Source organism: Nocardiopsis changdeensis, assembly GCF_018316655.1.
In the GTDB taxonomy this organism is placed as follows: domain Bacteria; phylum Actinomycetota; class Actinomycetes; order Streptosporangiales; family Streptosporangiaceae; genus Nocardiopsis; species Nocardiopsis changdeensis.
In genome coordinates this window covers 5129371-5155711 of sequence record NZ_CP074133.1, presented here as the reverse complement: position 1 = coordinate 5155711, position 26341 = coordinate 5129371, and the positions used below count along the sequence as shown (strand labels likewise).

Genomic DNA, 26341 nt, shown 5'->3' with positions numbered 1-26341 from the left:
GAGGGCCCACCGTGTACGACGACCACGACCGACCGACGGGACCGGCGGACCGGGACCTCCCCGGGCCGTACGCCCGGGAGGCCGTCTCCTCCGAGGCCGGAGCCGACGAGCGCCGGCTGGAGGGCGCCCTGCGGCCGCGCGCGCTCGACGAGTTCGTCGGCCAGGAACGGGTGCGCGAGCAGCTCTCCCTGGTCCTGGACAGCGCCCGCAAACGCAACCGCGCCCCCGACCACATCCTCATGTCCGGCGGCCCGGGCCTGGGCAAGACCACCCTGGCCATGATCATCGCCGCCGAGCTTGGCTCCCCCCTGCGCATCACCTCCGGCCCCGCCATCGAGCGCTCCGGCGACCTGGCCGCGGTGCTGTCCACCCTCCAGGAGGGCGAGGTGCTGTTCCTGGACGAGATCCACCGGATGGCCCGTCCCGCCGAGGAGATGCTCTACGTCGCCATGGAGGACTTCCGGGTCGACGTGGTCGTGGGCAAGGGCCCCGGCGCCACCGCCATCCCCCTGGAGATCGCCCCCTTCACCCTGGTCGGCGCCACCACCCGGGCCGGGATGCTGCCCGCCCCGCTGCGCGACCGGTTCGGGTTCACCGCCCACATGGACTTCTACTCGGCCGAGGAGCTGGAGCGCATCCTGCACCGCTCGGCCGGGCTGCTCGGCGTCCCGCTGGCCGAGGACGCCGCCCGCGAGATCGCCGGGCGCTCGCGCGGCACGCCCCGCATCGCCAACCGGCTGCTGCGCCGGGTCCGCGACTACGCCGAGGTGCGCGGCGACGGGATCATGTCCCTGGACACCGCCCGCGCCACCCTGGAGCTGTACGAGGTGGACGCCCTGGGCCTGGACCGCCTCGACCGCGCCATCCTCGACGTGCTGCTCCGCCGCTTCCGCGGCGGCCCGGTGGGCCTGTCCACCCTGGCCGTGTCGGTGGGGGAGGAGGCCGAGACCGTGGAGGTGGTCGCCGAGCCGTTCCTGGTCCGCTCCGGGTTCCTGGCCCGCACCCCGCGCGGCCGGGTCGCCACCCCGCTCGCCTGGGCCCACCTGGGGCTCACGCCCCCGCCGGACGCCGCCTTCGGCGCGGCCGCCGCGGCCCAGGGCGGCGGCACCACGGGTTCCGGCGGCACCAACGGCAACGGGTCCTCGGGCACCCCCTGAACCGCACCGGCGCGGGCCGCGGCCGCCCCCGGAGGCGGGGGCGACCGTTAACACTCCGATCCGCGCCGGTTGGGGAACGGTGACCGGCGACACGTAAGCTGTGACGGACCGACGGAGATACGGGGTGACACCCCGGTCCGGAGAGTGCGTTCCGACACCGAAGGAACGCATCGGCCGCCCGGAACGTTGTAGCCACCGGGTGCCGTGCGGGCCGAACACGTCCGACCGGCACGAACAGGGTGGCCGCCGCGTCGACCGCGCCGCCGGCCACAGACGAAGACTTCAGGAAGGACGCCCCGTGCAGGGCCTTTACCAACTCGCCGACGGAGCCGCGCCCGCGGGCGGAGGAATCCTCTCCTCGCTCCCCATGATCGCCCTCATCCTCCTGGTGTTCTGGCTGCTCATCTGGCGGCCCAACCAGAAGCGGCGCCAGCAGGAGGCGCAGATGCAGAGCGCCCTCGTCCCCGGGGTCGAGGTCATGACCAAGGCGGGTATCTACGGCACCGTCGTCGAGGTCCAGGACAACGACGTGATCCTCGAGATCTCGCCGGGCACCCGGATCCGCATGCTCAAGCCGGGCATCGGCGAGATCCTCACCCCGCAGGCCGACGACACGCCGGTCGAGGACCGTCCCGACTTCGGCGACGACGACCCCAAGCCCAACAACTGACGGCCGCCGCACGTGCCCCGTGGCGACACCGCCCCGGGGCCGGCGGTCCGGCGCGCCGACGCGCGGACCCTCCGGTACCGGCCCCCACCGGGGCCGGTACCGCCGTGTGCGGCCGCCCCCGCGGGCGCGCCCGCGCCGCACGGCACGGACGTGCCGCAACGACAGTCACCCCGGAACACCAGTAAGGTCCACACCGCACCATGGCCCACGACCACACCCCCGCGGACACCGCCGCCGCCCCGGACCTGCTCCTGGGCCGCATCCGCGACATCCCGGACTTCCCCAAGCCCGGCATCCTGTTCAAGGACATCACGCCGCTGCTCAACGACCCCGCGGCGCTGGCCGCCACCGTCGCCGGCCTCGCCGAGCCCTTCCGGGACGCCGGCGTGGACCACGTGGTCGGGCTGGAGGCCCGCGGGTTCATCTTCGGCGCCCCGGTGGCCCTGGCGCTCGGCGCCGGGTTCGTCCCCGCGCGCAAAGCCGGGAAACTGCCCGCGGCCGTGATCGAGCAGCCCTATGATCTGGAGTACGGGACCGCGACCGTGGAGATCCACGCCGACGCGGTCACCGAGGGCTCCCGGGTGCTCATCGTCGACGACGTGCTGGCCACCGGCGGCACCGGGCGGGCCGCGGTGGACCTGGTCCGCAAGGCGGGTGGTACGGTCGTGGGATTCTCCGTCCTGATGGAGCTCACGGCTCTCGGGGGGCGCGAGAGGCTGTCCGACGTGGAGCCGCACGCCCTCCTCTCGGTCTGAGAGACCCGCCCGCACCCGCCGACCCGACGTCCGGCGTACCGGGACCCGGCGTACCGGCGGTTCCCTGAGCCCGCGGCCGCCGACCGCGTCGCCGCGCGTCAGCCCCGGTGGGAGGCGGGCGGGGGACACTAGACTGGACGGGGAGCGGCACCGCGGCCGTGATCGGCGACCGGACCTGAAGATACGCACGTGCACCGGAGCAGCCGGGCGACGCCGACCGCCCGTACGATCCGGGCGGAACCGCGGGAGGTAGGCATGCCAGGCGAAGTGGTCCCGACCGGGGCGGTATCCGGGAACGGGACGCGACAGGACGCCGCCCGCCCCGGGACCGACGGGAACGCCCCCACGACCGACGACCGCCAGGAGGGCGCCGCCACGGCGGCGCCCTCCACCGCATCCACGCCCTCCACCGTGCGGGTCCGCAGGAGACTCGCCCGACTCGGCGCCCAGCGGGGAGTGACGATGAACCCGGTGCTGGAACCACTGATCAAGACCGTGCGCGCCACCCACCCCAAGGTGGACGTGCGGCTCATCGAGCGCGCCTACGAAGTGGCCGCCCACCACCACCGGGACCAGAAACGCAAGAGCGGCGACCCCTACATCACCCACCCGCTCGCCGTCGCCACCATCCTCGCCGAGCTCGGCATGCAGGAGGCCACCCTGGCCGCCGCCCTGCTGCACGACACCGTCGAGGACACCGGGTACACGCTCGGCGAGCTGCGGGCGGACTTCGGCGACGAGATCGCCGAGCTGGTCGACGGCGTCACCAAGCTCGACAAGGTCAAGTACGGCGAGGCCACCCAGGCCGAGACCGTCCGCAAGATGGTCGTGGCCATGGCCCGCGACATCCGCGTGCTGGTCATCAAGCTCTGCGACCGGCTGCACAACATGCGCACCCTGCGCTACCTGCCCTCGGTCGCCAAACGGGAGAAGAAGGCCCGCGAGACCCTGGAGATCTTCGCCCCCCTCGCCCACCGCCTGGGCATGAACACCATCAAGTGGGAGCTGGAGGACCTGGCGTTCGCCACCCTCTACCCCAAGCGGTTCGACGAGATCGCCCGCCTGGTGTCCGAGCGCGCCCCCCGCCGCGACGTGTACCTCCAGGAGGTCATCGAGGCGGTCTCCGGCGACCTGCGCGAGTCCAAGATCAAGGCCACCGTCAAGGGGCGGCCCAAGCACTACTACTCGATCTACCAGAAGATGATCGCCCGCAACGTCGGCTTCGACGAGATCTACGACCTCATCGCCGTGCGGGTCCTGGTGGACAGCGTCCGCGACTGCTACGCGGCCCTGGGGACCATCCACGCCAGGTGGAACCCCGTGCCCGGGCGGTTCAAGGACTACATCGCCATGCCCAAGTTCAACATGTACCAGTCGCTGCACACGACGGTCATCGGGCCCTCGGGCAACCCGGTGGAGCTGCAGATCCGCACCCGCGCCATGCACCGGCGCGCCGAGTACGGCATCGCCGCCCACTGGAAGTACAAGGAGGACCGCAACAGCGGCGGGGCCGCGGCCACGCCCAAGGGCGGCTCCGACATGGCGTGGCTGCGCCAGCTCATCGACTGGCAGCAGGAGACCAAGGACCCCGGCGAGTTCCTGGAGTCGCTGCGCTTCGACCTGTCGGTGCAGGAGGTGTTCGTCTTCACCCCGCAGGGCGACGTCATCTCGCTGCCGCAGGGCGCCACCGCGGTCGACTTCGCCTACGCCGTGCACACCGAGGTCGGCCACCGCACGGTGGGCGCCCGGGTCAACGGCCGCCTGGTGTCGCTGGAGACCGAGCTGCACAACGGCGAGACCGTCGAGATCATCACCTCCAAGGACCCCGACGCCGGGCCGAACCGCGACTGGCTCGACTTCGTCAAGAGCGCCCGCGCCCGCAACAAGATCCGCCACTGGTTCACCAAGGAGCGCCGCGAGGCCGCGATCGAGCAGGGCAAGGAGGAGATCGCGAAGGTCATGCGCAAGCAGGAGCTCCCGGTCAAGCGCCTGTTCAGCGGGGAGTCCATCGTCGCCCTGGCCGACGAGCTGCGCTATCCCGACGTGGACGCCCTGTACGCGGCGGTGGGGGAGCGGCAGGTCAGCGCCCAGAACGTGGTCGCCAAGCTGGTCGACTCCATGGGCCTGGCCGACGACCACCCCGAGGACATCGCCGAGCCGGCGCTGCCCGCCAAGGCGCCCCGCCAGCGCCAGCCCGGCAACCCGGGCGTGGTCGTGGAGGGCGACGCCGACGTGTGGGCGCGCCTGTCCAAGTGCTGCACGCCGGTGCCCGGGGACGACATCGTCGGCTTCGTGACCCGCGGCAACGGGGTGTCGGTGCACCGCGCCGACTGCGTGAACATCGCGACCCTGGACCCCGAGCGCAAGGTGCGGGTGGACTGGTCGCCGACGGAGGACTCGCTGTTCCTGGTGGCCCTCCAGGTGGAGGCGCTGGACCGGGCCCGGCTGCTGTCGGACATCACCCGGGTGCTCTCGGACCAGCACGTCAACATCCTGTCGGCGACGGTGCAGACCAGCCGGGACCGGGTCGCCCAGAGCCGGTTCACGTTCGAGATGGCCGACCCCGCCCACCTGGGCAGCGTGCTGCGCGCGGTGCGCAACGTGGACGGCGTCTACGACGTGTACCGCGTCCGCAACTGACCGCCGGGGCGGGCGCCGCGGGCGTCCGCCCTCACCCGTCGGCGCGCCGCCCGTGGACGGTCATGCCGCTCGTCAGGGTCAGGGCCCAGGGCTCGTCGACCCCGTCCAGGTCCAGGGCGGTGATCAGGTGGCACATCAGGCCCATGGCCATGAAGTACCGGACCTGCTCCCGGGTGCCGCCGGACAGCTCGTGCACCAGGGTGACCGCCGAGGCGTACCCGCGCCGCATGCACTCCCGGACCTCGGGGACGTCGGCCGCGCTCTGGGCGTGCACCTGGAGCATGAGCAGGTCGCGGTCGGCGATCAGCTCCGCGTAGGAGTCGCCCATCGCGGCCAGGACCTGGGACGCGGGGGCGCCGGGCGCCTTCTCCGCGCCCTCGCGCAGGGCCTGTTCGATGAGCCCGAAGCAGCGGTCCAGCGTGGCCGTGAACAGGCCCAGCTTGCTGCCGAACAGCCGGAAGACGTAGGCCTGGGAGATCCCGGCCGCGTCGGCGATCTCCGTCACCGGGGTGGCGTGGTAGCCGCTCCGGGCGAAGACGGGCACCGCGTGCCGCAGGATCGCCGCCCTGCGCGCCTCGGCCGTGGAACGGCCCGCTTCGGTAACGCTCATGTAAGTGAGTACACACTCATGAGCGTCCGGTGTCAATCCGAACGGCGGCCCCGGCCCGCGGGGGGCCGGGGCCGCGCGCTCAGATGCGGATCGTCGTGGACCGCACGATCTGGAACACCGGGTGCCGGTGCGCCTCCGCCTCGAAGGCCTCGGCCGGCGCGTCCGGCGGGGCCTCGAAGTACGGTGCCACCACCAGGGCGCGGGGGTGGTCCACGTACTCGCGCAGCACCGGGGCCGCCTCCGCGGCGTCCAGTTCGCGCACGCTGACCAGCTCGATCCAGCCGCCCTTGCGCAGCGTCGCGAACCCGTCCGCGCGGATGTTGCGCACCCAGTCGACCTCCCCGTAGGGGGCGACCAGGAACCGGCCCTCGTTGTTGTCCACGAGGTTGATCGGGACGGTGCGCAGGAAGCCCGTCCTGCGCCCCCGCGTCGTGAGCAGGTACGTGTCGGGCGGGCACACCCCGTACTTGACGAAGCCGCCGAGCGCCGCGTTGAGCACCCGTCGGCCGCGCGTCATCTCGAACCGCTTCGCCGGTTCGTCCACCATCTGGCTACTCCCTCGATCGCTTGCCCCCCATTGTGGTGGTTGCCCGGGGGGAACGGCAGGCCGGAGGTCACCGGAAGGCCGAGATGCCGGTCACCGCCTGTCCGATGCTCAGCGCGTGGATCTCCTCGGTGCCCTCGTAGGTGGCCACCGTCTCCAGGTTCACCATGTGCCGCATCACCGGGTACTCCAGCGTGATCCCGTTGGCCCCGTGCACCGACCGGGCCGCCGCGGCCACCCGCTGGGCCGCGGCGACGTTGGCGAACTTGCCGAAGCTGACGTGGTTGTGGTGGGCCAGCCCCCGGTCCTTGAGCCGCCCGATCTGGAGGGCGGTCAGGCCGGCGTGGCCGACGTCCACGACCATGTCGGCGAGCTTGCGCTGCGTCAGCTGGAAGCCGGCGATCGGCCTGCCGAACTGCTCGCGGGTGCCCGCGTACTCCAGCGCCGCCTCGTAGCAGGCGCGGGCCGCGCCCGCCGCGCCCCACACGATCCCGTAGCGGGCCTCGTTGAGGCAGGACAGCGGGGAGCCCAGCCCGCGCGAGCCCGGCAGGACCGCGTCGGCGGGCAGCCGGACCCCCTCCAGCACCAGCTCGGAGGTGATGGAGGCGCGCAGCGACAGCTTCCTGTGGACGACGTTGGCGGTGAACCCGGGGGTGTCGGTGGGCACCGCGAACCCGCGGATGCCCTCGTCGGTGGCGGCCCACACCACGGCGACGTCGGCGACGGACCCGTTGGTGATCCACATCTTGGTGCCGTCGAGCACCCAGTCGGAGCCGTCGCGGCGGGCGCGCGTGCGCATCGAGCCCGGGTCGGAGCCGGAGTCGGGCTCGGTCAGGCCGAAGCAGCCGATGGCCTCGCCCGCGGCCATGCGGGGCAGCCAGTGCTCCTTCTGCTCCTCGGAGCCGTACTTGTGGATCGCGGCCATGGCGAGGGAGCCCTGCACGGACACGAAGCTGCGCAGCCCCGAGTCCACCGCCTCCAGCTCGCGGCAGGCCACGCCGTAGGCGACGGCGCTGGAGCCGCCGCAGCCGTACCCCTCCAGGTGCATGCCGAGCACGCCCAGGTCGCCGAACGCCTTGGCCAGGCCGCGCGGGTCGGGCAGGGTGCCGGCCTCGAACCAGTCCGCCACGTGGGGCAGCAGCTCGCGGGCGGCGAACGCCCGGACCGCGTCGCGCACGTCGCGCTCGGTGTCGTCCAGTCCGGCGTCCACGGCCAGGAAGTCGCGGGGGTCCGGGGCGGGTGCCTTGCGGTCGCTCATGGGTTTCCTTTCGGGTGCTGTTGGACGGCGCCGCGTTCGACCATCGCGTCGATCAGGTCCGCGGCCAGGCCCAGTTCGGTGAGGATCTCCCGGGAGTGCTGCCCCAGCAGGGGCGGCGCGGTCAGCGGGGGAGGCGTGTTCTCCAGCCGGAACCCGGCGCGGACCTGCTCCAGGAGGCCGGCGGTGGGGTGGTCGACGGCGCGCAGCACGTCGTCGCCGCGGGCGTCGGCGGTGCGCAGCGCGTCCAGCACCCCGCGGACCCGGCCCACGGGCACGCCCGCCGCCAGCAGGCGCTCGGCCCAGTGGTCGGCGGACCGGGAGCGCAGGGTCGCGCTGATCTCCCCGACCAGCTCCCCGCGGTGCTCCACCCGGCCCGGGTTGGTGGCGTAACGGGGGTCCGCGGCCAGGTCGGGCCGCTCCAGCGCCTCGCACATGCGCAGGTAGAGCGCGTCGTTGCCGGCGGCGATGACGAGGTCGGCGTCGGCGGTGGGGAACGCCTGGTAGGGCACGATCGTGGTGTGCGCGTTGCCGACCCGGGCGGGCTCGGCCCCGGTCACCAGCGCCTGCTGGGTGAGGTTGACCAGACCGGACAGGGTGGAGTTGATCAGGGACGCGCTGATCTCCTCGCCCCGGCCGGTGGTGCGGGCCCGCATCAGGGCGCCCAGGATGCCCACCGCGGCGTTGAGCCCGGTGAGCACGTCGGTGAGGGCCACCCCGACCTTGCTGGCCGGGCCCTCGGCGGGGCCCGTGGTGCCCATCAGGCCGCTCTCGGCCTGCACCACGATGTCGAACCCGGGACGGCCCGCCGGCTCGTGCTCGGGCCCGAACCCGCTCACCGAGCAGTACACGACGGCCGGGTTGCGGGCGCTGACGTCGGCGTAGCCCAGGCCCAGGCGGTCGATGACGCCGGGGCGGAAGTTCTGCACCACCACGTCGGCTCCCGCGCACAGCTCCTGGACGGCGGCCCGCCCGTCGGGGTCCTTCAGGTCGACGGCCAGGCTGCGCTTGTTGCGGTTCACCGACAGGAAGTAGGCGGCCTCCCCGCCCGCCCAGGGCGGGCCCCAGGCGCGGGTGTCGTCGCCCCGGCCGGGCTGCTCCACCTTGATCACCTCGGCCCCCATGTCGGCCAGGAGCATGGTGGCGTAGGGGCCGGCCAGGACCCGGGACAGGTCGGCGACGCGCACCCCGGTCAGGGGCAGGGGTTGAGGCACGGACAACGGGTTCACTCCTCGCCGCTCGGCAACTGGTGGTCGTCCCTGAGCTGGTAGTAGCTCTCCAGGCAGCGGCGCAGCGCGGTGGTGAGGGCGGCCCCGGACTGGCCCGCGTAGCGGGTCTGCACCCGGCGCACCAGTTCGGCGATGTCCTCGGTGACCGACTCGCCCTCGACCAGGGCCCGGAAGAAGTCCTTGGCCAGGTCGGTCAGGAGCGTGGTGTCGGCGGCGACGATCCGGCCGTCGGCGGTGTCCACCGCCAGGACGACGCCCAGGCGCTGGTACTGCGAATGGCTGGCCACGGAGTCGGGCAGGCGGGCGTAGCCGGAGATCAGGACGACCCGGGGATTGCGGAAGACCTGCTGCATACGGTCGTGCACGTACGTCACCTCTTTGATCGCGGGCATGCGAAAACTCCGATGCTCTGGAGTCTCGCGCCTGGGAGGCGTCCGGGGGGAACCGGACACCCGCGACGTGAGGGCAGATGCGGACCAGTATGGCGCGCCCGTTCCCCGGCTGTCGAGCGGAAAGGCGCGAAAGGGTGTCCCGGGCCACAGCCGGACCGCCCTGTTGCGTTCCGCGAGCGCTGTGTTAACCTGCGTCGCAGGTCACGAGTACCAGCGCGAAGCCCCGGCTCGCTGGTCGGCAACCCTCCTTCCGCGGTGGGGTGCCCCGGGTGAGGACCAGGTCCCGACACGACCGTGTCGGACAAGCGCGGACCCTTGGCGCTGCCCCACCGGCACCCGTGGGTCCCACGACCCACAGAAGAGGTGTGCCATGACCGTCGTCACTCCCATCGGCTCCGCCCGCTCCGCCCAGCCCGACCTGGGCCGGTGCACGATCGTCACCGCCGATGAGGGTGTCCCCCTGGTCTCCGGCGAGCGCGTCGAGTACGCCAACCTGGACTACGCGGCCAGCGCCCCCTGTCTGACCCCGGTCGCCGAGGCCCTGGCGGCGGCCCTGCCCTACTACGCCAGCGTTCACCGCGGCGCCGGCCACCACTCCCGGGTCAGCACCGAGGCCTACGAGCGGGCCCGCCGCTCGGTGGCCCGCTTCCTGGGGGTGCGCTCCGAGCCCGCCGACGCGGTGGTCTTCGTGCGCGGCACCACCGACGCCCTCAACCTGCTGGCCCGCGCGGTGCCGCAGGACTGCACGGTGGTCGTGTTCGAGTCCGAGCACCACGCGAGCCTGCTGCCCTGGGAGCACCCGGCCTCCCGCGCCGGGTCGGTCGTGCGCCTGCCGCTGCCGGAGTCCCCCGGGGCGGCGGTCGACACCGCCCGCGCCGCGCTGGCCGCCGCCCCGCGGGGGCCGCGCCTGCTCTGCGTCACCGCCGCCTCCAACGTCACCGGCGAGATCTGGCCGGTCGAGGAGCTGGTGGCGGCCGCCCACGCCGAGGGCGCCCGTGTGGTGGTGGACGCCGCGCAGTACGCCCCGCACCTGCCGTTCAGCCTGTCGGCCACCGGCGCCGACTACGTTGCCCTGTCCGCCCACAAGCTCTACGCCCCGTTCGGGTCGGGCGTGCTGGCCGGGCGCGCCGACTGGCTGCGCGAGGCCGCGCCCTACCTGTCCGGCGGCGGCGCCACACGGCTGGTCACCGAGGACGACGTGGTGTGGAACGACCTGCCGGCCCGGCACGAGGCGGGCAGCCCCAACGTGCTGGGCGCGGTCGCCCTGGCCGCGGCCTGCGACACCCTCACCCCCCGCGTGCAGGAACTGCTGCACATCCGCGAGACCTCGCTGGTGGAGCGGCTGCGCGCGGGACTGGCCGGGATCGGCGGCGTGCACGAGCTGTCCCTGTGGGACGAGGACCACCCGCGGGTGGGCATCGTGTCGTTCGTCGTGGACGGGATCCCCGCCGACCTGCTGGCGGCGGCGCTGTCGGCCGAGTACGGCATCGGCGTCCGCGACGGCCTCTTCTGCGCCCACCCGCTGACCCGCCACCTGCTGCCCGCGGGCCACGGCCAGGCGGTCCGGGCCAGCCTGGGCGTCGGCACCACGCGGGAGCACGTGGACCGGCTCGTCGGCGCGGTCGCCGACCTGGTCGAGCACGGCCCGCGCTGGGAGTACGCGGACGCGGACGGACGCCTGGTCCCGGTGCCCGACCCCCGCTGACGCCCCACCCCGCCGGGCCCCCTGCGGCGGGGCGGCCCTCCCGCCGCCCCCGGGGCGGGAGGTCCCCGGTCGGGGCGCCGCCCGCGGGCGGCGCCCCCGATGTGCTTTTCAGGACTTACGCCTCGGAATCCCTGAGGGCACAAGGCGCAACAAACGACGAAATAGGGCACATAACACACAGGGGTGTGCCGGGAATCACTTTCCCAAGGGGTAGCATCAGGCCCTGATGGCATGGCGCGGTGCCGCGGACCCGACCGGTCCTGCCGACGGCGCGCCGGCCTCCCACGAGCGGACCGGCTGGGGGAGCGTGATCGTGACGGACGTCCGAGGCAACGAGGCGGGACCGCTCAGGGGCGCCCACCGCGAGCCGGTGCGCCGACCCGCACGCGGATCCGGCGTCGTCGACCTGCGCGGCCGGCCCCCGCGCCCGAGCCCGGAGCCCGACGAGGCCGCCCGCCGCCACACCGCGTTCCTGGACCGGGTGACCGCCTACCTGTGCGCGGACGCCGGGACCGGCCAGTTCGTCGACTGGGGCTGCCCGGTGCCCGGCCTGGCCGCCATGGTCCGCGCCCACCGGCCCGGCGCCCGCGTCGTCCACGTCGCCCCGCCCGGGGTCGCCGGCACCCTCGCCTCCTCCGACGGGGCCGTCGTCTCCTCCGAGGGCGGCCCCTCCGCCGCCCTGCACCGCCTCGCCACCTCCGGGCTCGTCGACCTCGACGAGCCCGTCGCCGTTCTCATGACCCGGCCCTTCCCCGCCGACGCCCCGCCCGGGGGCATCGCCGACCTGTACGGCCTGCTGCGCGGCGGCGGCCACCTCGCCCTGGCCTCCACCGCGCCCCACCAGGTGCTGCTGCGCGCCCTGGCCCCCTTCCACCCCGTCGAACCCGGGGCCGCCGACCTGGTGTGGTGGCCCTATCCGGACGAGGACGTGGCGGCCCGCGGCAGCGGGATCCTGGGCGCGCTCGGCCGCGCGCCCGCACGGGGCGGGGGCGGGAACCGATGGCGACGCTGAACTGGACGGGCGAGATCCTGGCGCAGCTCCAGTTCTACTGGGACTTCTCGCTGTGGCCCCGGCTGGAGGGGCTCACCGACGCGGAGTTCCACTGGGAGCCCGCCCCCGGCGCCTGGGGCGTGCGCCCCGGCCCCGACGGCCGCTTCCGCCCCGACCGGGCGAGTCCCGAGCCCGACCCGCCGCCGGTCACCACCATCGCCTGGCGGCTGGGCCACATCGTCGTCGAGGTCCTGGAGCTGCGCGACGACCGCCACTTCGGCCACGGCGCCCTGCACGGCGTCGAATGGCCCGGCACCGCCGACGGCGCCCGCGAGCGCCTGCGCCTGGCGTACCTCTCCTGGTCCGACCACGTCCGCTCCCTGGACGAGGAGGGCCTGGCCGCCCCGGTCGGCGGCGCCGAGTCCCCCGAGTGGTCCGACTTCCCCATGGTCGCCCTCGTCCTGCACGTCCAGCGCGAGGTCATCCACCACAGCGCCGAGATCTCCCTGCTCCGCGACCTCTACCGCGCGGGACTCCGGTGACCCCGCCCGATCCGGGACGCCGCGACCGCCTCCTCTCCGACCTGATGGAGCGCGCCCGCGCCGACCCGGCCGTGATCGGGGCCGCGCTGACCGGCTCGCTCGCCGCCGGCACGGCCGACCCCTGGTCCGACATCGACCTCGTCCTGGGCACCGCCGGACCGCACGAGGCGGTCCTGGCGGACTGGACGGACCTGCTCACCGGCCGGTACGCGGCGGTCCACCACTGGGACCTGCCACTGTCCCGGCCCGGTGCGGTCCGGGTGTTCCTGCTCCCTGGCGGTCCCGAGGTCGACCTCACCGTTGTCCCGGGGGAGGAGTTCGGCGCCCGGGGCCCGCAGTGGCGGACCTTGTTCGGCCGGGACCACGCCCTGGAACCCTTCGCCGAGCCCGACCCCGACACCCTCATCGGCCTGGCCTGGCACCACGCCCTGCACGCCCGTACCTGCGTCGAACGCGGCCGCATCTGGCAGGCCGTCCACTGGATCGGAGCCCTGCGCACCCAGGCCATCGCCCTGGCCTGCCGCAACCGGGGGCTGCCCGCCGCCCACGCCAAGGGCGCCCACCTGCTGCCGCCGGAGGTCCTGGGCCCGCTGGCCGCGTCCTTGCCCGCCGACACCTCCCGAGAGGGCCTGCTCCAGCCGCTGGCGGCCCTGGCCGACCTGCTCATCGCCGAGATCGCGGCGGCCGACCCCGGGCTCGCCCGCCGCCTGGCCTCCGAACTCGCCCGCGCAGCGAAGCCCTAGACCACGTGGAGGGGGTCGACGCGGATCTGGGCCAGGCGCTCCTCGCGGCGGGCGCTGCGGGCGGCCGCGGCGGCCTTGAGGGAGCGGGCCAGGGGGCCCACCCCCGCGCGGGACACCCGGAGCAGGGCGCGCTCGGTGGTGCCGGCCCCGCCCGGCCCGGCGGGGCCCTCGCGGTCGGGCCCGACGGGCACCGGGCCCAGCAGCTCCACGCCCTCGGGCAGCTCCACCTGGTCCAGGAGCTCGCGCACGTGGTCGGGGCCGCCGGTCACCGACGCCATCGACACCGCCGGGGGGAACCCCAGCTCGCGGCGGTCGGCCAGCTCGCGTTCGGCGAACCCCGCCGGGTCCCAGCGCACCAGCGACTGCACCACCGGCGACGACGCCTCGGCGCACACCACCACCGTGCCGCCCGGGCGCACCAGCGCCGCGGCGCTCAGCCACCGCCGCAGCGTCTCCTCGGCCGCCCGCAGGTCCAGCCGGTTGAGCAGTGCCCAGCCGTCCAGCAGCACCGCCGCCGCGTACCCGCCCTCGGCCACCGGTTCGGCCCCCGGGGTGGCCACCACCAGCGACGGCGTCCCCGGCACCGCGGGCAGCACCTCGTCGCGGCCGGAGGTGCGCACCGCCACCGACGGGAACGCCCGCCCCAGCTCCTCGGCGGTGCGCCGGTCGCCCACCACCACCGCGCGCATCCGGTTCACCCCGCACTCGGGGCACGCCCACGCGCCCGCCACCCGGCCGCACCACCCGCAGGAGGGCAGGGCGTGCGAGCCGCGCACCGCCAGCGGCCCGTGGCAGGCGTCGCAGCGCGCGGGCTCCCGGCAGCCCGCGCAGGCCAGCGTCGCCAGGTAGCCGCGCCGCGGCACCTGGAACAGCACCGCGCCCTCCCGGGACGCCTGCCGCGCCACCCGCAGCGCCAGCCCCGGCAGCCGCGCCGAGCGCGCCGCCCCGTCCCGTTCCAGCTCGCGGTCGTCCCCCGCGGCCCGCACCACCGGGGCGCGCCTGCGCAGCACCGCCCGGTCGGCGACCAGCTGCCCGGCCCAGCCCGAGTCCACCAGCATCTGGGCGTCGGTGGTCCGGGTGTGCCCGCCGATCAGCGCCCCCGCCCCCGCCCGGTGGGCGCGCATCGACAGCACCGTGCGCGCGTGCGGGTAGGGGGCGTGCGGGTCGGCGTGCACGTCGTCGCCGTCGTCCCACAGCACCACCAGGCCCACGTCGCGCACGGGGGCGAACGCCGCCGCCCGTGTGCCCACCACCACCCGCACCCGGTCGCGCAGCACCGCCAGCCACCGCCGGTACCGCTCGGCGGGGCCCAGTCCGGCGGTCAGCGCCACGTGCCGGTCCGGGCCCAGCACCGCGGTCAGTGCCGCGTCCACCCGCTCCACGTCGCGCCCGTCGGGCACCACGACCACGGTGCCCCGCCCGGCGGCCAGCGCGGTGCCCGCGGCCACGGCGATCGCCTCGGGCCAGTCCGGCCCCGGCAGCGCGTTCCACACGGCCCGGGGCGCCCTCCCCGCGGCCAGCTCCGCCAGGAACGCCGGGCCGTCGGGGTAGTCCTCCCACGGTCCCGCCCCCGGTGCGGCGAACCCCCCCTCGGCGCCCCCGGCGGGCTCCTCCTTCTCGGCCCGGGCGTGCCGGGGCGGCACCGCCAGCCGCAGCACGTCGCTCAGGGTGCCCGCGTACCGGTCCGCGACCGCGCGGGACAGCCCCAGGACCTCGGGGGTGAGCACCGGCTCGGGGGAGACCACCGAGTCCAGGTAGGCCAGCCGGCCGGTGAACTCCGACGCCTCCACCCGCTCGGCCAGGAACCCGGTCAGCTTCCGGTTGTTGAACCTCACCCGCACCCGGCAGCCCGGCACCGCGGCCTCGTCCATGTCGGCGGGCACCCGGTAGTCGAAGTACCGGTCCAGGTGCGGCAGCGGGGTGTCCACGACCACGCGCGCGACCGGCAGCCGCTCGGCGGGCGTGCGCGGGGCCGGGCGGCCGGACCGCTTCTTCTCCTGCTCCTTCTCCGCCGGGGGCGCGGCGGGAAGCTCGAAGAGGACCCCCTCGGGTCCGGTGGGCTGGGATGTCATCACCCTCTGGTGTACCAGAACCCGGCGACACCGGCCGTGGGGCGCCCGGTACGGCTGGTAGAACTGGGAACCGCGGCGGTGGGCCGCGGACCGCACAGCCAGGGGGGACCCGCATGAAACTCGTCTTCGCCGGAACACCGCAGGTCGCGGTTCCGTCCCTACAGGCGCTGATCGACTCCGACCACGAGGTCGCCGCCGTCGTCACCCGCCCCGACGCCCGCTCCGGGCGCGGGCGCAAGGTGTCCCCCAGCCCGGTCGCCGAGCTCGCCGAGAAGGCGGGCATCGAGGTCCTCAAGCCCGCCAAGGCGGGCGACCCCGACTTCCTGGCCCGCCTGGCCGAGATCGCCCCCGACTGCTGCCCGGTGGTCGCCTACGGGGCGCTGCTGCCCCAGGCCGCCCTGGACATCCCCCGCCACGGCTGGGTCAACCTGCACTTCTCCCTGCTGCCGGCGTGGCGCGGCGCCGCCCCGGTCCAGCACGCCGTCCTGCACGGCGACGACGTCACCGGGGCCTCCACGTTCCGGATCGTCAAGGAGCTGGACGCCGGCCCCGTCTACGGCACCCTCACCGAGGCCGTGCGCCCCACCGACACCAGCGGCGAACTCCTGGACCGGCTGGCCGACGCGGGCGCGGGGCTGCTGGTCCGCACCGTCGACGGCATCGCCTCGGGCGAGCTGTCCCCGGTCCCGCAGCCCGACGCCGAGGTCTCCTACGCCTCCAAGCTGGAGCCGGCGGACGCCGAGGTCGACTTCACCGCCCCGGCCCAGCGCGTTGACCGGCTGGTGCGCGCCTGCACGCCCGCCCCCGGCGCCTGGACGACCTTCCGCGGCGCGCGGCTCAAGCTCGGCCCCCTCGTCCCCGTCACCGACGCCGACACCCCGGCCCTGGACCCGGGCCGCCTGCACGCCGACAAGAAGCGGGTCCTGGTCGGCACCGCCACCCACCCGGTGCGGCTGGGCGAGGTGCAGCCCCAGGGCAAGCGCGCGATGAACGCCGTGGACTGGGCCCGTGGCGTGCGTCCCACCGCGGATGACCGCCTGGGCGACTGAGCTGCCGTAGGCTCGACCGGGTGGGGCCGCGCCCCACCCGGTCACGTCCTTCAGGCCCAGGAGCAGCACACCTTGAGCGAGCAGTCCCGATCCCCGTACCGCCGTCCGCGCCGCGGGCCCCGCCCAGGCGGGGCACGGTCCGGCGGGGCCCAGGGCGCTGCCGCGAAGCCCGGCGCGCCCCGCGACCCGGCCCGCCGGGTCGCCTACGACGTCCTGCGCGCGGTCCAGGACCGCGACGCCTACGCCAACCTGCTGCTGCCCTCCCTGCTCAACGAACGCGGCATCGCCGGCCGCGACGCGGCCCTGGCCACCGAGCTGACCTACGGCACGCTGCGCCTCCAGGGGACCTACGACGCGATCATGGAGACGTGCGTGGACCGCACCCTGGCCTCCGTGGACGCCGAGGTGCTGCCGCTGCTGCGGCTGGGCGCCCACCAGCTGCTGTCCACCAAGATCCCGCCGCACGCCGCCGTCAGCGCCACCGTGGACCTGGCCCGCCGGGTGGTCGGCCAGCACCGGGCCAGGTTCGCCAACGCCGTCCTGCGCAAGGTGTCCGCCCGCGACCTGGACGAGTGGACCGGGGTCGTGGCCCCGGACCGCGCCGTGGACCCCAGCGGGTACCTGTCGGTGGTGCACAGCCACCCGCGCTGGATCGTCAAGGAGCTGGCCCGCGCCCTGGGGGAGCGGTCCAAGACGGGCCTGGTGGAGACCGAGCGCTTGCTCGCCGCCCACAACGAGCGGCCCAGGGTGACCCTGGTGGCCAAGCCGGGCCGCGCCACCGTCGAGGACCTGGTCGCGGCCGGGGCCGAGCCCACCCCGTACTCGCCGTTCGGCGCGCGGCTGACCGAGGGCGACCCGGCGGCGATCCGCGAGGTCCGCCAGGGCCGCGCCGCGGTCCAGGACGAGGCCAGCCAGCTGGTGGCGCTCGCCCTGACCCGGGTCGACGTCCAGGGCCGCGACGAACTGTGGCTGGACATGTGCGCGGGCCCCGGCGGCAAGGCCGGGCTGCTCGCCTCTCTGGCCGGGCGGCGCGAGGCCCGCCTGGTGGCCTCGGAGGTCCAGCCAGCCCGCGCCGGGCTGGTCGCGGGCGCGGTGCGCCGCGCCCCGCGCGACGCCGGCCGGGCGATCGCCGCCGACGGCACCCGGCCGGCCTGGCGCCCCGGGACGTTCGACCGGGTCCTGGCCGACGTGCCCTGCACGGGTCTGGGCGCGCTGCGCCGCCGCCCCGAGGCGCGCTGGCGGCGCACCGAGGACTCCGCGGCCGAGCTCGCCCCGCTCCAGCACGACCTGCTGGTCAGCGCCGTGGAGTCGGTGCGGCCGGGCGGGGTGGTGGCGTACGTGACGTGCTCCCCGCACCTGGACGAGACCGACGCGATCGTGCGCCGCGTCCTGGCCGAGCGCGACGACCTCACCCTGCTGCGCGCCCCCGACCTGCTGGACGAGGTGCCCGGCCTGGCGGCCGGGGAGGACGGGAACTACGCGCAGTTCTGGCCGCACCGGCACGGTACCGACGCCATGTTCCTGGCCCTGCTGCGCCGGAACTGACGCGGCGCCCGGCGGCGCTCCCGCCCGGAGCGCCGCCGGGCTTTCCCGGCAGAACCGGACAAGCGTGATCTACATCGTCAAGTTGGTGCTTTTCGCAAAAGCACCCAGGTCCGACCGGGCGCCCCGGCACCGCGGCCGCCACCGCCCTGGCTACACTGCCAGGCGTGGCAATCCAGATCTCACCCAGCATCCTCAGCGCCGACTTCGCGCGCCTGGCCGACGAGGCCGCCGCCGTCCCCAACGCCGACTGGCTGCACGTCGACGTGATGGACGGGCACTTCGTCCCCAACCTCACGCTCGGCCTGCCCATCGTCGAGTCCCTGCTCAAGGCGACCGACACCCCCCTGGACTGCCACCTCATGATCGAGGACCCCGACCGCTGGGCGCCCGCCTACGCCGAGGCCGGGGCCGGCAGCGTCACCATCCACGCCAAGGCCGCGAGCGCCCCCGTGCGCACCCTGCGCGAGATCCGCCGCCTGGGCGCCCGCGCCGGGCTGGCCCTCAACCCCGCCGAGCCGGTCGAGCCCTACGCCGACCTCGTGGGCGAGATGGACATGCTCCTGCTCATGACCGTCGAGCCCGGCTTCGGCGGCCAGAAGTTCCTCGACCTGGTCCTGCCCAAGATCCGCCGGGCCCGCGAGATCCTCGACGGCCGCGAGGCCTCCGTCTGGCTCCAGGTCGACGGCGGCGTCAGTGACGAGACCATCGAACGCGCCGCCGAGGCCGGGGCCGACGTCTTCGTCGCCGGGTCCGCCGTCTACGGCGCCCAGGACCCCGCCAAGGCGATCGACTCCCTGCGCGCCCAGGCCGTCGAGGCCGCCGCCCGGGGATAACGATCCCGGTGCGGCCGGGGCCCCGACTGGCCACCGCCCCGCCGCACCCCCTAGGCTGGCGCACCGTAGTCGTCGATTCAGCTTGGTCGCGGCTCCGTCTTCCCCCCGCGCCGGCGGTCTGGGGGAGCGGCGCGGCGTGAGCACGTAGCCAAGCGCGGACACCTGGGGTGCGCGCTGTGATCATGGACGTGCTGTGGGACGCGGAGACCGCGCCCATCGAGTGGCTCCAGGGCCTGGCCGACTGGCCGGTCCTGCCGTTGACCGCCGTCACCGGCCTCGGTGCCCAGGCGGTCGTCATCCCCCTGCTGGCGCTGGTCTTCTGGTGCGTCAGCCCCGGCCTGGGCGGCCGGCTGCTGGTCCTGGCCATCTCCTCGTCGGTGGTCAACCACCTGCTCAAGCTCTTCGTCCACGGGTCGCGCCCCTCCTGGTACAGCGCGCAGATCGCCCAGCACACGAGCGAGTCGAGCTTCGGCATGCCCTCGGGGCACGCTCAGGGCGCCACGGTGGTCCTGGGGTACGCGGGGATCAGGTCCGGCCGCCGCGGGCTGCTGTGGGCCGCGCTCGCGCTGGCCGCCCTCATCTGCTTCTCCCGCGTCTACCTGGGCGCGCACTTCATCAGCGACGTCGTCGTCGGCGTCCTGCTGGGGGCGCTGATCCTGTGGGCGTTCCTGCGCTGGGAGGACCGCGTCCTGGCCTGGTGGCGCGGGCTGCCGACGGCGCGCTGGGCGTCCCTCGCGGTCGCGGCGGCGCTGGTGCCCTGCGTCCTGGCCGCACTGTGGCGCTACACCGCCCGCGGCGACTGGACCGTCCCCGCCGGGTGGATCGGGGCCGTCCCGCCCGACCCGGCCGGGTACACCCTCTCCGGCGTCTACTCCACGTCGGGCGCGCTGCTGGCCGTCCTCGTCGGGCTCACACTGCTGGACCGCCGCGGCTGGTATTCGGCCCGGGGGCGGATCGGCGCGCGCGCCGCCCGGTTCGTCCTGGGCCTGTCCGTGGTCCTGTGCATCGAGGTCCTCTCCCGGCTGCTGTCCGGGCCGCTCACCGGGATGGCCGACGCCGTCGCCTCCTTCGCCGCCTCCGGCGCGATCCTGTTCTGGATCACCTTCGGCGCGCCGGAGCTGTTCGTGCGCAGCGGGCTGGCGGAGCGCCCCGGCACGCCCCCCGGCCAGGGCGGACACGCGCGGGACCGGCTGGACGACCTGCCCGGGGCATGATCCCCATCACACGAACTATGCGCTGTTGCTACTGCGGCGTTAAGATCGTTGGCGTCTCAGACATCAGTTGAGAATGCGTGCTCCGGGGTCGGTGAAAGTCCGAACCGGCGGTGACAGTCCGCGACCCGGCCGAGTCCATCGGCCGGTTGAACCGGTGGAATTCCGGTACCGACGGTGAAAGTCCGGATGGGAGGCAGCACGCGTCGGGACGGTCTGTGTGCCGTGGTGCCCCCGTGCCCGCGGCCCTTCGCCGACCCGCCGTGGACGCATGTTCCGCACACGCCCCGGAGCCGTACCAGGCGATTGGGAAGGCAAGGGCGTGTTCACAGGAATCGTGGAAGAGCTCGGCGAGGTCGTCTCCCTCACCCCCGCGGGCACCGCGGGCGAGGCCGTTCGGCTCACCGTGCGCGGCCCCCTGGTCTCCTCCGACGCCGGCCACGGCGACTCCATCTCCGTCAACGGCGTGTGCCTGACCGTCGTCGACCGCGGCGAGGGCACCTTCACCGCCGACGTCATGAAGGAGTCCCTGGACCGCTCCTCCCTGGGCTCCCTGGCCGCCGGCTCCCCGGTCAACCTCGAACGCGCCGCGCGCGTCGACTCGCGCCTGGGCGGGCACATCGTGCAGGGCCACGTGGACGGCACCGCCCGCCTGGTCTCCCGGAATCCGGGCGACAACTGGGATGTTCTACGGTTCGAGCTGCCCGCCGGGCTGTCCCGGTACGTGGTCGAGAAGGGGTCGATCACGGTCGACGGCACCAGCCTGACCGTGTCGGCCGTCAGCGACCCGGGCGCGGCCCGGGGGTTCTTCGAGGTCAGCCTCATCCCGGAGACCCTGCGCGCCACCACTCTGGGCTCCCTGGCCGTCGGCGCCGCCGTGAACATCGAGGTCGACGTGGTCGCCAAGTACGTGGAGCGCATCACCGCCGTGGCCGCCGCCGAGGGCCGCGCGCACACCTGACCCCCGCCGGAGCGGACCCCGACGGGCCGCCACCGATCCCACACCACACCCACCGACACCTGGAGCGGGAATGACCGTCACCGACACCACCCCGGCCGCGGCCGACGCCGAGCGGCCCGTGGTCCTCGACCCGATCGAGGACGCCATCGCCGATTTCGCCGCCGGACGCGCCATCGTGGTGGTGGACGACGAGGACCGCGAGAACGAGGGCGACATCATCTTCGCGGCCGAGCTCGCCACCCCCGAGCTGCTGGCGTTCATGATCCGCTACACCTCCGGCGTGGTCTGCGTGCCCATGGAGGGCCCGGACCTGGACCGGCTCGACCTGCCGCTGATGACGGCGCGCAACGAGGAGAGCCTGCGCACCGCCTACACCGTGACGGTGGACGCCCGCGAGGGCGTCAGCACCGGCATCTCCGCCGCCGACCGGGCGCACACGATCCGCCTGCTGGCCTCCGCCGGGAGCCGCCCCACCGACTTCGTGCGCCCCGGGCACATCCTGCCGCTGCGCGCCCGTCCGGGCGGCGTGCTGGCCCGGCGCGGCCACACCGAGGCGTCGGTGGACTTCGCCAGGCTGGCCGGCCTGCGCCCCGCCGGCGTGCTGGCCGAGGTGGTCGAGGACGACGGCACCATGGCGCGGCTGCCGCGCCTGCGCGAGTTCGCGGACGAGCACGGCCTGAAGCTGGTGTCGGTGGAGCAGCTGGCCGCGTACCGCCTGGCGCTGGGCGAGTCGCTCACCGAGGAGGAGGCCCACCCGCCGCTGGTGACCCGCCTGGTGGAGACCCGCATGCCCAACCGGTACGGGCAGTGGCGCGCCGTCGGGTTCAAGGGGACGGCCGACGGCGCCGAGCACGTCGCCCTGGTCATGGGCGACCTGGGGGACGGCACCGACGTCCTGGTGCGGCTGCACTCGGAGTGCCTGACCGGCGACGCGTTCGGGTCGCACCGCTGCGACTGCGGCCCGCAGCTGGACGCGGCCATGGCCGACATCGCCCGCGAGGGCCGCGGGGTGCTCGTCTACCTGGGCGGGCACGAGGGGCGCGGCATCGGGCTGCTGCACAAGCTGCGCGCCTACGCCCTCCAGGACGAGGGGATGGACACCGTCGACGCGAACCTGCGGCTGGGGCTGCCGGCGGACGCCCGGGAGTTCGGCGCCGGGGCGCAGATCCTCGCCGACCTGGGCGTCTCCTCAGTGCGGCTGCTGTCCAACAACCCGGAGAAGGCCCAGGGCCTGGAGCGGCACGGGGTGCGGGTCAAGGAGCGGGTGCTGATGCCCGCGTTCCTCACCGCCGACAACGCCGCCTACCTGCGGACCAAGCGCGACCGGATGGGGCACGACCTGTCCGGCGTCACCGACTGACCCACGAGAACGAGACGACTGGAGCGAAGAAGCGATGAGCGGTGAAGGACGCCCGCAGGGGCAGGACGTCGACGCCTCCGGCATGTCGGTGGGCATCGTGGTGACCCGGTGGAACGCGCCGATCGTGGAGCCGATGCTGGCCAACGCGCTGGCGGTGGTCAAGGGGTCGGGTGCCGCCGAGCCGGTGGTGGTCCGGGTGGCCGGGGCGGTCGAGATCCCGGTGGTGGCCCAGGAGCTGGCCCGCCGCCACGACGCGGTGATCGCGCTGGGCGCGGTCATCCGCGGCGGGACCCCGCACTTCGAGTACGTGTGCCAGTCGGTGACGCAGGGGCTCACCGAGGTGGCGCTGCGCCAGTCCACCCCCGTGGGCAACGGCGTGCTGACCTGTGACACCCTGGAGCAGGCGCGGGACCGCGCCGGTCTGCCGGGCAGCGCGGAGGACAAGGGCGCCGAGGCGGCCCTGGCCGCGCTGGAGGCGGCCGTGGTCCTGCGCGGACTGCGGAGCTAGGCCGTTCGGGGAGTGGGAGTCACGAGTGCGGACGAGGGAACAGACCGTGGACGAGGCGGCGCGGCGGCCTGAGGGGCCCAGGGTCTGGCGTCCCCGGGCGGTGCGGATGGTCGCCTACGGGCTGGGGCTGCTGATCGTGGCCACGATGGCCGTCCTGGCGTCGGTGCTGCCGGGCGACTGGCGGTTCATGGACCGGCTGCTGCTCGTGGGCGTGGGCCTGGCGATCGCCGCGACCCTGCACCTGCTGGCCCGGCCCAGGCTGGAGGCGTCGCGGGACGGGGTGACGGTGGTCAACAGCATCCGCACGCACGTGCTGTCGTGGGCGGAGATCGTGGACGTGCGGATGCCCGAGGGCGAGCCGTGGCCGTCGGTGGACCTGTCCGACGGGACCACGCTGGCGGTGATGGGCATCCAGAGCGCCGACGGCGACCGGGCCCGCGCCGCCCTGGAGGAGTTCCGGGAGCTGCTGCGCGAGCGCGGCGAGGCCGCGGAGCCGGACCGGGACTGACCCCGGGACCCGCGGTCCCGCCCGCCTTGTGCGAACGTCCAACGGGAGCCTTCGTTTCTTGACGGAACGGAGGCTCCCGTCATGCCGGGCGGAGCACATAGTTTGGTGGTGAAGGCCACAGGACGTGGCAGCCGACGGGGAGCGGGGGACCGCGTGCGCGATATCCGAGAGGCCGTGGCGGAGATGTACGCCTCGGGGGAGAGGTTCGCCGTCGCGACGGTGATCGACACCTTCAAGAGCGCGCCGCGCCCGGCCGGGGCGGCGATGGCGGTGAGCGCCTCGGGGGAGGTCGTCGGGAGCCTGTCGGGGGGCTGCGTGGAGGGCGCGGTCTACGAGGAGGCGATGGAGGCGATCCGCACCGGGGTGCCGGTGCGCCGGACCTACGGCGTCGCCGACGAGGACGCCTTCAGCGTGGGTCTGACCTGTGGCGGGACCCTGCACGTGTTCGTGGAGCCGGTGGACCGCGGGCTCCACCCCTCGCTGGGCTCGGTGCTGGGCGCCCTCGACGAGCATCAGCCGGTGGCGGTGGCCACCGTCGTGTCGGACCCCTCCGGCGGGGACCGGGTGGGGCGGCGCCGGGTCGTGTGGCCCGGGCACGCCGAGGGCGACATGGGCGGCGACCGGCTGAACGACGCCCTGGACGACGACGTGCGCGGCATGCTGGCCCAGGGCACCACGGGCCTGATGCGCTACGGCGCGGACGGGCAGCGGCGCGGGGACGAGCTGGAGGTGTTCGTGCAGGCGTTCGCGCCGCCGCCGCTGATGCTGGTCTTCGGCGCGATCGACTTCGCGGCGGCGGTGGCCGGGATGGGCGCCTTCCTCGGCTACCGGGTGACGGTGTGCGACGCCCGCCCGGTGTTCGCCACCGCCAAGCGGTTCCCCGCCGCGGAGGAGGTGGTGGTCAAGTGGCCGCACGTGTACCTGGACGAGGTGGCCGACCGCGTCGACGAGCGCACGGCGATCTGCGTGCTCACCCACGACCCCAAGTTCGACGTGCCGGTGCTGACGGCGGCGCTGCGCACCCGCGCCGGGTACATCGGGGCGATGGGGTCGCGGCGCACCCACGAGGACCGGATGGCGCGGCTGCGCGAGGCGGGCCTGTCCGAGGGTGAGCTGGCGCGGCTGCACTCGCCGATCGGCCTGGACCTGGGGGCGCGGACCCCGGAGGAGACGGCGGTGTCGATCGCCGCCGAGCTGGTGCGCTCCCGCTGGGGCGGCAGCGGCCGGGCGCTGAGCGAGACCACGGGCCGGATCCACCGGGACGTCACCGTGGCGCCCTTCCTTCCGGCCGGATTCGGTCACGTCGACAGGTGAACCGGAACACGGGGACGGGCGGAACCGCAGGTCGTCCCCGGCGCCCGGACCGGGACGGGGAAGACTTTCGGACGGGGTCGCCCGGGCGGCCGGTGCGCGGTGCCCGCGCGTGGCATCATCGCGTCATGGGAAGCGGCACGGGGGAACACGGCCGGGTGGCGGGGCTGCTGCTGGCCGCCGGTTCCGGAAGCAGGCTGGGCAGGCCCAAGGCACTGGTCGAGGTCGGCGGCGAGCGCCTGGTCGACCGGGGGGTGCGCACCCTGCGCGCCGGCGGCTGCGCGCCCGTCGTGGTGGTGCTGGGCGCCGCGGACACGGCGGTCCCCGACGCCTGGACGGTGCTCAACCCGGAGTGGGCCTCGGGGATGGGCTCGTCGCTGCGGGCCGGGATCGACGCCCTGCCCGACGGGGTCGACGCGGTCCTGATCTCGCTGGCCGACCAGCCGCTGGTCACGCCCGAGGCGGTGGCCCGGCTGGTGGCGGCGCACGCCGACGGCGCCCGCGCCGCGGTGGCCACCTACCGGGGCAACCAGCGCAACCCGGTGCTCATCGGCCGCGAGCACTGGTCCACGGTGCACGCCATGGCCGTCGCCGACGTGGGGGCGCGCCCGTTCCTGCGCGCCTACTCCCACGTGGTCACCCCGGTGGCCTGCGACGGCGTCGCCAGCCCCGAGGACATCGACACCCAGGAGGACCTGCTGCGCCTGCGCGACCTGATCGGCCGCTAGAGCGGCGTTCTTTCGAGCCTCCGCCGCGCTGCGGCCCGCCCGCCGCCCCCGGACGTCTCCTCCGGGCCTTCAGGACCCCGCCGGGCGCCTCACGGAGCGGAGGCGGTGATGCCGAAGGCGTGCCGGGTGGTCGCGCCGGGTTCCAGGACGATGAGCCCGGTGCCGGTGTTGAACGCGTCCGGCGGGCAGGTCATGGGCTCCACGGCCAGGTGGGCGCGGCGGTCGGCGCCGGCGAGGGTGTCGGAGCTGAACAGCTGCAGGTACCCGAAGCCCGCGTCGCACCACACCGAGACCCGGTGGCGGGGCCCGTCCACGTGGGTCCAGGCCCGGCCGTCGGCGTCGCGCTCCCCGATGACGAAGGCGGTGTCCAGGACGGTGTCGCCGAGCCCGCGGCCGGGCGGGCGGAAGTCCATGCCGGTGCCCTGTACCGGGACCGGCTCCCCGACCGGCAGCAGCCGGTCGTCGACGGGCTGGCGGGCGGCCACCGGGGCGCTCAGCGTGAGCTCCCCGCGGTCGGCCAGGTCCCGCACGGGCTCGCCCAGGTCCAGGTAGGGGTGGAAGCCCAGCCCGAACGGCGCGGGGGAGTCCCCGGTGGCGCGCGCGGTGGTGGTGACGGTGAGGCCGTCCCCGTCGAGCCGGTAGGCCAGGTCCAGTGCCAGCGGGAAGGGGTAGCCGGCGGTGGCGGGCAGGTCCAGGTGCAGCACGGCCTCCGCGTCGGAGGTCCGCACCGGGGTCCACACCCGGTCGTGGACCAGGCCGTGGATGGCGGACCCGGTGGCGGGGTCGTTGACCTCCAGCGTGTGCTCGCTCCCGCCGAACCGGTAGCGGCCCCGGCCGATCCGGTTGGGCCAGGGGGCGAGCACCTGTCCCTGGAACGCGGTGGGCGCTCCGGTGTAGGGCCACACCAGGTCCCGTCCCCGCCAGGTCAGCGCCTGGAGCGCGGCGCCTTCGACGGCGACGCGCGCGCCGAAGTCCCCCGAGCGCAGTTCGATGGTCTCTCCCACGTGCGGCCTCTTCCTCGT

Annotated in this window: 25 protein-coding genes and 2 riboswitches; of the genes, 18 read left to right on the top strand and 7 right to left on the bottom strand. The window is 74.8% G+C overall.

Annotated features, from left to right (window positions below; translation table 11 throughout):
- Positions 1-11 precede the first annotated feature (11 nt).
- The 4 genes from ruvB (at position 12) to KGD84_RS23430 (ending at position 5222) form a co-directional block, all read left to right on the top strand.
- The gene (ruvB, locus tag KGD84_RS23445; RefSeq protein ID WP_220562547.1) at positions 12-1157 is read left to right on the top strand and encodes a Holliday junction branch migration DNA helicase RuvB; all 1146 of its coding nucleotides are present in this window, start codon (positions 12-14) and stop codon (positions 1155-1157) included.
- Positions 1158-1455: 298 nt separating this feature from the next.
- The gene (gene yajC, locus KGD84_RS23440) at positions 1456-1827 is read left to right on the top strand and encodes a preprotein translocase subunit YajC (RefSeq protein WP_220562546.1); all 372 of its coding nucleotides are present in this window, start codon (positions 1456-1458) and stop codon (positions 1825-1827) included.
- Positions 1828-2027: 200 nt separating this feature from the next.
- On the top strand, positions 2028-2582 hold the full coding sequence (locus tag KGD84_RS23435; RefSeq protein WP_220562545.1) for an adenine phosphoribosyltransferase: 555 nt from the start codon (positions 2028-2030) through the stop codon (positions 2580-2582).
- Positions 2583-3044: 462 nt separating this feature from the next.
- Positions 3045-5222, top strand: coding sequence for a RelA/SpoT family protein (locus tag KGD84_RS23430; RefSeq protein WP_220565264.1), 2178 nt, complete (start codon positions 3045-3047; stop codon positions 5220-5222).
- Between the two features lie 31 nt (positions 5223-5253).
- On the opposite strand, the gene KGD84_RS23425 is transcribed toward KGD84_RS23430, so the two are convergent.
- From KGD84_RS23425 to KGD84_RS23405, 5 genes are all read right to left on the bottom strand, one after another.
- Positions 5254-5832, bottom strand: coding sequence for a TetR/AcrR family transcriptional regulator (locus KGD84_RS23425; RefSeq protein WP_220562544.1), 579 nt, complete (start codon positions 5830-5832; stop codon positions 5254-5256).
- A 79-nt stretch (positions 5833-5911) separates the two neighbouring features.
- Positions 5912-6379: a nitroreductase family deazaflavin-dependent oxidoreductase gene (locus KGD84_RS23420; RefSeq protein ID WP_220562543.1), complete on the bottom strand. Its 468-nt coding sequence runs from the start codon at positions 6377-6379 to the stop codon at positions 5912-5914.
- 67 nt (positions 6380-6446) lie between these two features.
- A complete protein-coding gene (locus tag KGD84_RS23415) occupies positions 6447-7634 on the bottom strand; it encodes an acyl-CoA dehydrogenase family protein (protein ID WP_220562542.1) in 1188 nt (395 codons plus the stop codon).
- Positions 7631-8851, bottom strand: coding sequence for a CaiB/BaiF CoA transferase family protein (locus KGD84_RS23410; protein WP_255646761.1), 1221 nt, complete (start codon positions 8849-8851; stop codon positions 7631-7633). Before KGD84_RS23410 ends, KGD84_RS23415 begins: the two co-directional genes overlap by 4 nt.
- A gap of 5 nt (positions 8852-8856) precedes the next feature.
- Positions 8857-9213: a DUF3870 domain-containing protein gene (locus tag KGD84_RS23405; protein WP_220565262.1), complete on the bottom strand. Its 357-nt coding sequence runs from the start codon at positions 9211-9213 to the stop codon at positions 8857-8859.
- A gap of 238 nt (positions 9214-9451) precedes the next feature.
- A riboswitch (SAM riboswitch) is annotated at positions 9452-9566 on the top strand.
- Positions 9567-9622: 56 nt separating this feature from the next.
- On the opposite strand from KGD84_RS23405, the gene KGD84_RS23400 reads away from it, so the two are divergent.
- The 4 genes from KGD84_RS23400 to KGD84_RS33625 all read left to right on the top strand — a co-directional run bounded on the left by KGD84_RS23400 (position 9623) and on the right by KGD84_RS33625 (position 13233).
- The gene (locus KGD84_RS23400) at positions 9623-10957 is read left to right on the top strand and encodes an aminotransferase class V-fold PLP-dependent enzyme (RefSeq protein WP_220562540.1); all 1335 of its coding nucleotides are present in this window, start codon (positions 9623-9625) and stop codon (positions 10955-10957) included.
- Between the two features lie 313 nt (positions 10958-11270).
- Positions 11271-11969 carry an SAM-dependent methyltransferase gene (locus tag KGD84_RS23395; protein WP_255646760.1) on the top strand — a complete coding sequence of 233 codons (699 nt, stop codon included), beginning with the start codon at positions 11271-11273 and terminating at the stop codon, positions 11967-11969.
- Positions 11957-12490, top strand: a complete 534-nt coding sequence (locus KGD84_RS23390) for a DinB family protein (protein ID WP_220562538.1) — start codon at positions 11957-11959, stop codon at positions 12488-12490. Before KGD84_RS23395 ends, KGD84_RS23390 begins: the two co-directional genes overlap by 13 nt.
- The gene (locus tag KGD84_RS33625) at positions 12487-13233 is read left to right on the top strand and encodes a nucleotidyltransferase domain-containing protein (RefSeq protein WP_220562537.1); all 747 of its coding nucleotides are present in this window, start codon (positions 12487-12489) and stop codon (positions 13231-13233) included. The genes KGD84_RS23390 and KGD84_RS33625 overlap by 4 nt, the downstream gene beginning before the upstream one ends.
- Here KGD84_RS33625 and KGD84_RS23380 read toward each other — a convergent pair.
- Positions 13230-15305: a primosomal protein N' gene (locus KGD84_RS23380; protein ID WP_220562536.1), complete on the bottom strand. Its 2076-nt coding sequence runs from the start codon at positions 15303-15305 to the stop codon at positions 13230-13232. The genes KGD84_RS33625 and KGD84_RS23380 overlap by 4 nt on opposite strands.
- Before the next feature lie 113 nt (positions 15306-15418).
- Between KGD84_RS23380 and fmt the strand changes: the two genes are divergently transcribed.
- The 10 genes from fmt to KGD84_RS23330 all read left to right on the top strand — a co-directional run bounded on the left by fmt (position 15419) and on the right by KGD84_RS23330 (position 25319).
- Positions 15419-16354 carry a methionyl-tRNA formyltransferase gene (gene fmt / locus KGD84_RS23375; RefSeq protein ID WP_220562535.1) on the top strand — a complete coding sequence of 312 codons (936 nt, stop codon included), beginning with the start codon at positions 15419-15421 and terminating at the stop codon, positions 16352-16354.
- A gap of 72 nt (positions 16355-16426) precedes the next feature.
- Positions 16427-17899 (top strand): RsmB/NOP family class I SAM-dependent RNA methyltransferase, encoded by a 1473-nt coding sequence (locus KGD84_RS23370; RefSeq protein ID WP_220562534.1) that lies wholly within the window; start codon positions 16427-16429, stop codon positions 17897-17899.
- A gap of 164 nt (positions 17900-18063) precedes the next feature.
- On the top strand, positions 18064-18732 hold the full coding sequence (gene rpe / locus KGD84_RS23365; protein WP_220562533.1) for a ribulose-phosphate 3-epimerase: 669 nt from the start codon (positions 18064-18066) through the stop codon (positions 18730-18732).
- A 167-nt stretch (positions 18733-18899) separates the two neighbouring features.
- Positions 18900-19946 (top strand): phosphatase PAP2 family protein, encoded by a 1047-nt coding sequence (locus KGD84_RS23360; protein ID WP_255646758.1) that lies wholly within the window; start codon positions 18900-18902, stop codon positions 19944-19946.
- Positions 19947-20019: 73 nt separating this feature from the next.
- A riboswitch (FMN riboswitch) is annotated at positions 20020-20150 on the top strand.
- A 115-nt stretch (positions 20151-20265) separates the two neighbouring features.
- Positions 20266-20904, top strand: a complete 639-nt coding sequence (locus KGD84_RS23355; RefSeq protein ID WP_220562532.1) for a riboflavin synthase — start codon at positions 20266-20268, stop codon at positions 20902-20904.
- A 70-nt stretch (positions 20905-20974) separates the two neighbouring features.
- Positions 20975-22264 carry a bifunctional 3,4-dihydroxy-2-butanone-4-phosphate synthase/GTP cyclohydrolase II gene (locus tag KGD84_RS23350; protein ID WP_220562531.1) on the top strand — a complete coding sequence of 430 codons (1290 nt, stop codon included), beginning with the start codon at positions 20975-20977 and terminating at the stop codon, positions 22262-22264.
- A 34-nt stretch (positions 22265-22298) separates the two neighbouring features.
- Positions 22299-22772 carry a 6,7-dimethyl-8-ribityllumazine synthase gene (gene ribH / locus KGD84_RS23345; protein ID WP_220562530.1) on the top strand — a complete coding sequence of 158 codons (474 nt, stop codon included), beginning with the start codon at positions 22299-22301 and terminating at the stop codon, positions 22770-22772.
- Positions 22773-22818: 46 nt separating this feature from the next.
- Positions 22819-23280: a PH domain-containing protein gene (locus tag KGD84_RS23340; RefSeq protein ID WP_255647281.1), complete on the top strand. Its 462-nt coding sequence runs from the start codon at positions 22819-22821 to the stop codon at positions 23278-23280.
- A 153-nt stretch (positions 23281-23433) separates the two neighbouring features.
- Positions 23434-24594: an XdhC family protein gene (locus tag KGD84_RS23335; RefSeq protein WP_220562529.1), complete on the top strand. Its 1161-nt coding sequence runs from the start codon at positions 23434-23436 to the stop codon at positions 24592-24594.
- 155 nt (positions 24595-24749) lie between these two features.
- Positions 24750-25319, top strand: coding sequence for a nucleotidyltransferase family protein (locus KGD84_RS23330; RefSeq protein WP_220565259.1), 570 nt, complete (start codon positions 24750-24752; stop codon positions 25317-25319).
- A gap of 89 nt (positions 25320-25408) precedes the next feature.
- Here the strand turns inward: KGD84_RS23330 and KGD84_RS23325 are convergent, their stop codons facing one another.
- The gene (locus KGD84_RS23325; protein WP_220562528.1) at positions 25409-26323 is read right to left on the bottom strand and encodes an aldose 1-epimerase family protein; all 915 of its coding nucleotides are present in this window, start codon (positions 26321-26323) and stop codon (positions 25409-25411) included.
- Between the last annotated feature and the right edge of the window lie 18 nt (positions 26324-26341).

What these genes read in the sequence shown, in the direction of transcription:
- KGD84_RS23415 (WP_220562542.1), bottom strand. Translation starts at nt 7,634, where the DNA reads ATGAGCGACCGCAAGGCACCCGCCCCGGACCCCCGCGACTTCCTGGCC.
- KGD84_RS23350 (WP_220562531.1), top strand. Translation starts at nt 20,975, where the DNA reads ATGACCGTCACCGACACCACCCCGGCCGCGGCCGACGCCGAGCGGCCC.
- ribH (WP_220562530.1), top strand. Translation starts at nt 22,299, where the DNA reads ATGAGCGGTGAAGGACGCCCGCAGGGGCAGGACGTCGACGCCTCCGGC.
- KGD84_RS23405 (WP_220565262.1), bottom strand. Translation starts at nt 9,213, where the DNA reads ATGCAGCAGGTCTTCCGCAATCCCCGGGTCGTCCTGATCTCCGGCTAC.
- KGD84_RS23430 (WP_220565264.1), top strand. Translation starts at nt 3,045, where the DNA reads ATGAACCCGGTGCTGGAACCACTGATCAAGACCGTGCGCGCCACCCAC.
- fmt (WP_220562535.1), top strand. Translation starts at nt 15,419, where the DNA reads ATGAAACTCGTCTTCGCCGGAACACCGCAGGTCGCGGTTCCGTCCCTA.
- KGD84_RS23425 (WP_220562544.1), bottom strand. Translation starts at nt 5,832, where the DNA reads ATGAGCGTTACCGAAGCGGGCCGTTCCACGGCCGAGGCGCGCAGGGCG.
- KGD84_RS23420 (WP_220562543.1), bottom strand. Translation starts at nt 6,379, where the DNA reads ATGGTGGACGAACCGGCGAAGCGGTTCGAGATGACGCGCGGCCGACGG.
- KGD84_RS23435 (WP_220562545.1), top strand. Translation starts at nt 2,028, where the DNA reads ATGGCCCACGACCACACCCCCGCGGACACCGCCGCCGCCCCGGACCTG.
- KGD84_RS23380 (WP_220562536.1), bottom strand. Translation starts at nt 15,305, where the DNA reads ATGACATCCCAGCCCACCGGACCCGAGGGGGTCCTCTTCGAGCTTCCC.
- KGD84_RS23390 (WP_220562538.1), top strand. Translation starts at nt 11,957, where the DNA reads ATGGCGACGCTGAACTGGACGGGCGAGATCCTGGCGCAGCTCCAGTTC.
- KGD84_RS23400 (WP_220562540.1), top strand. Translation starts at nt 9,623, where the DNA reads ATGACCGTCGTCACTCCCATCGGCTCCGCCCGCTCCGCCCAGCCCGAC.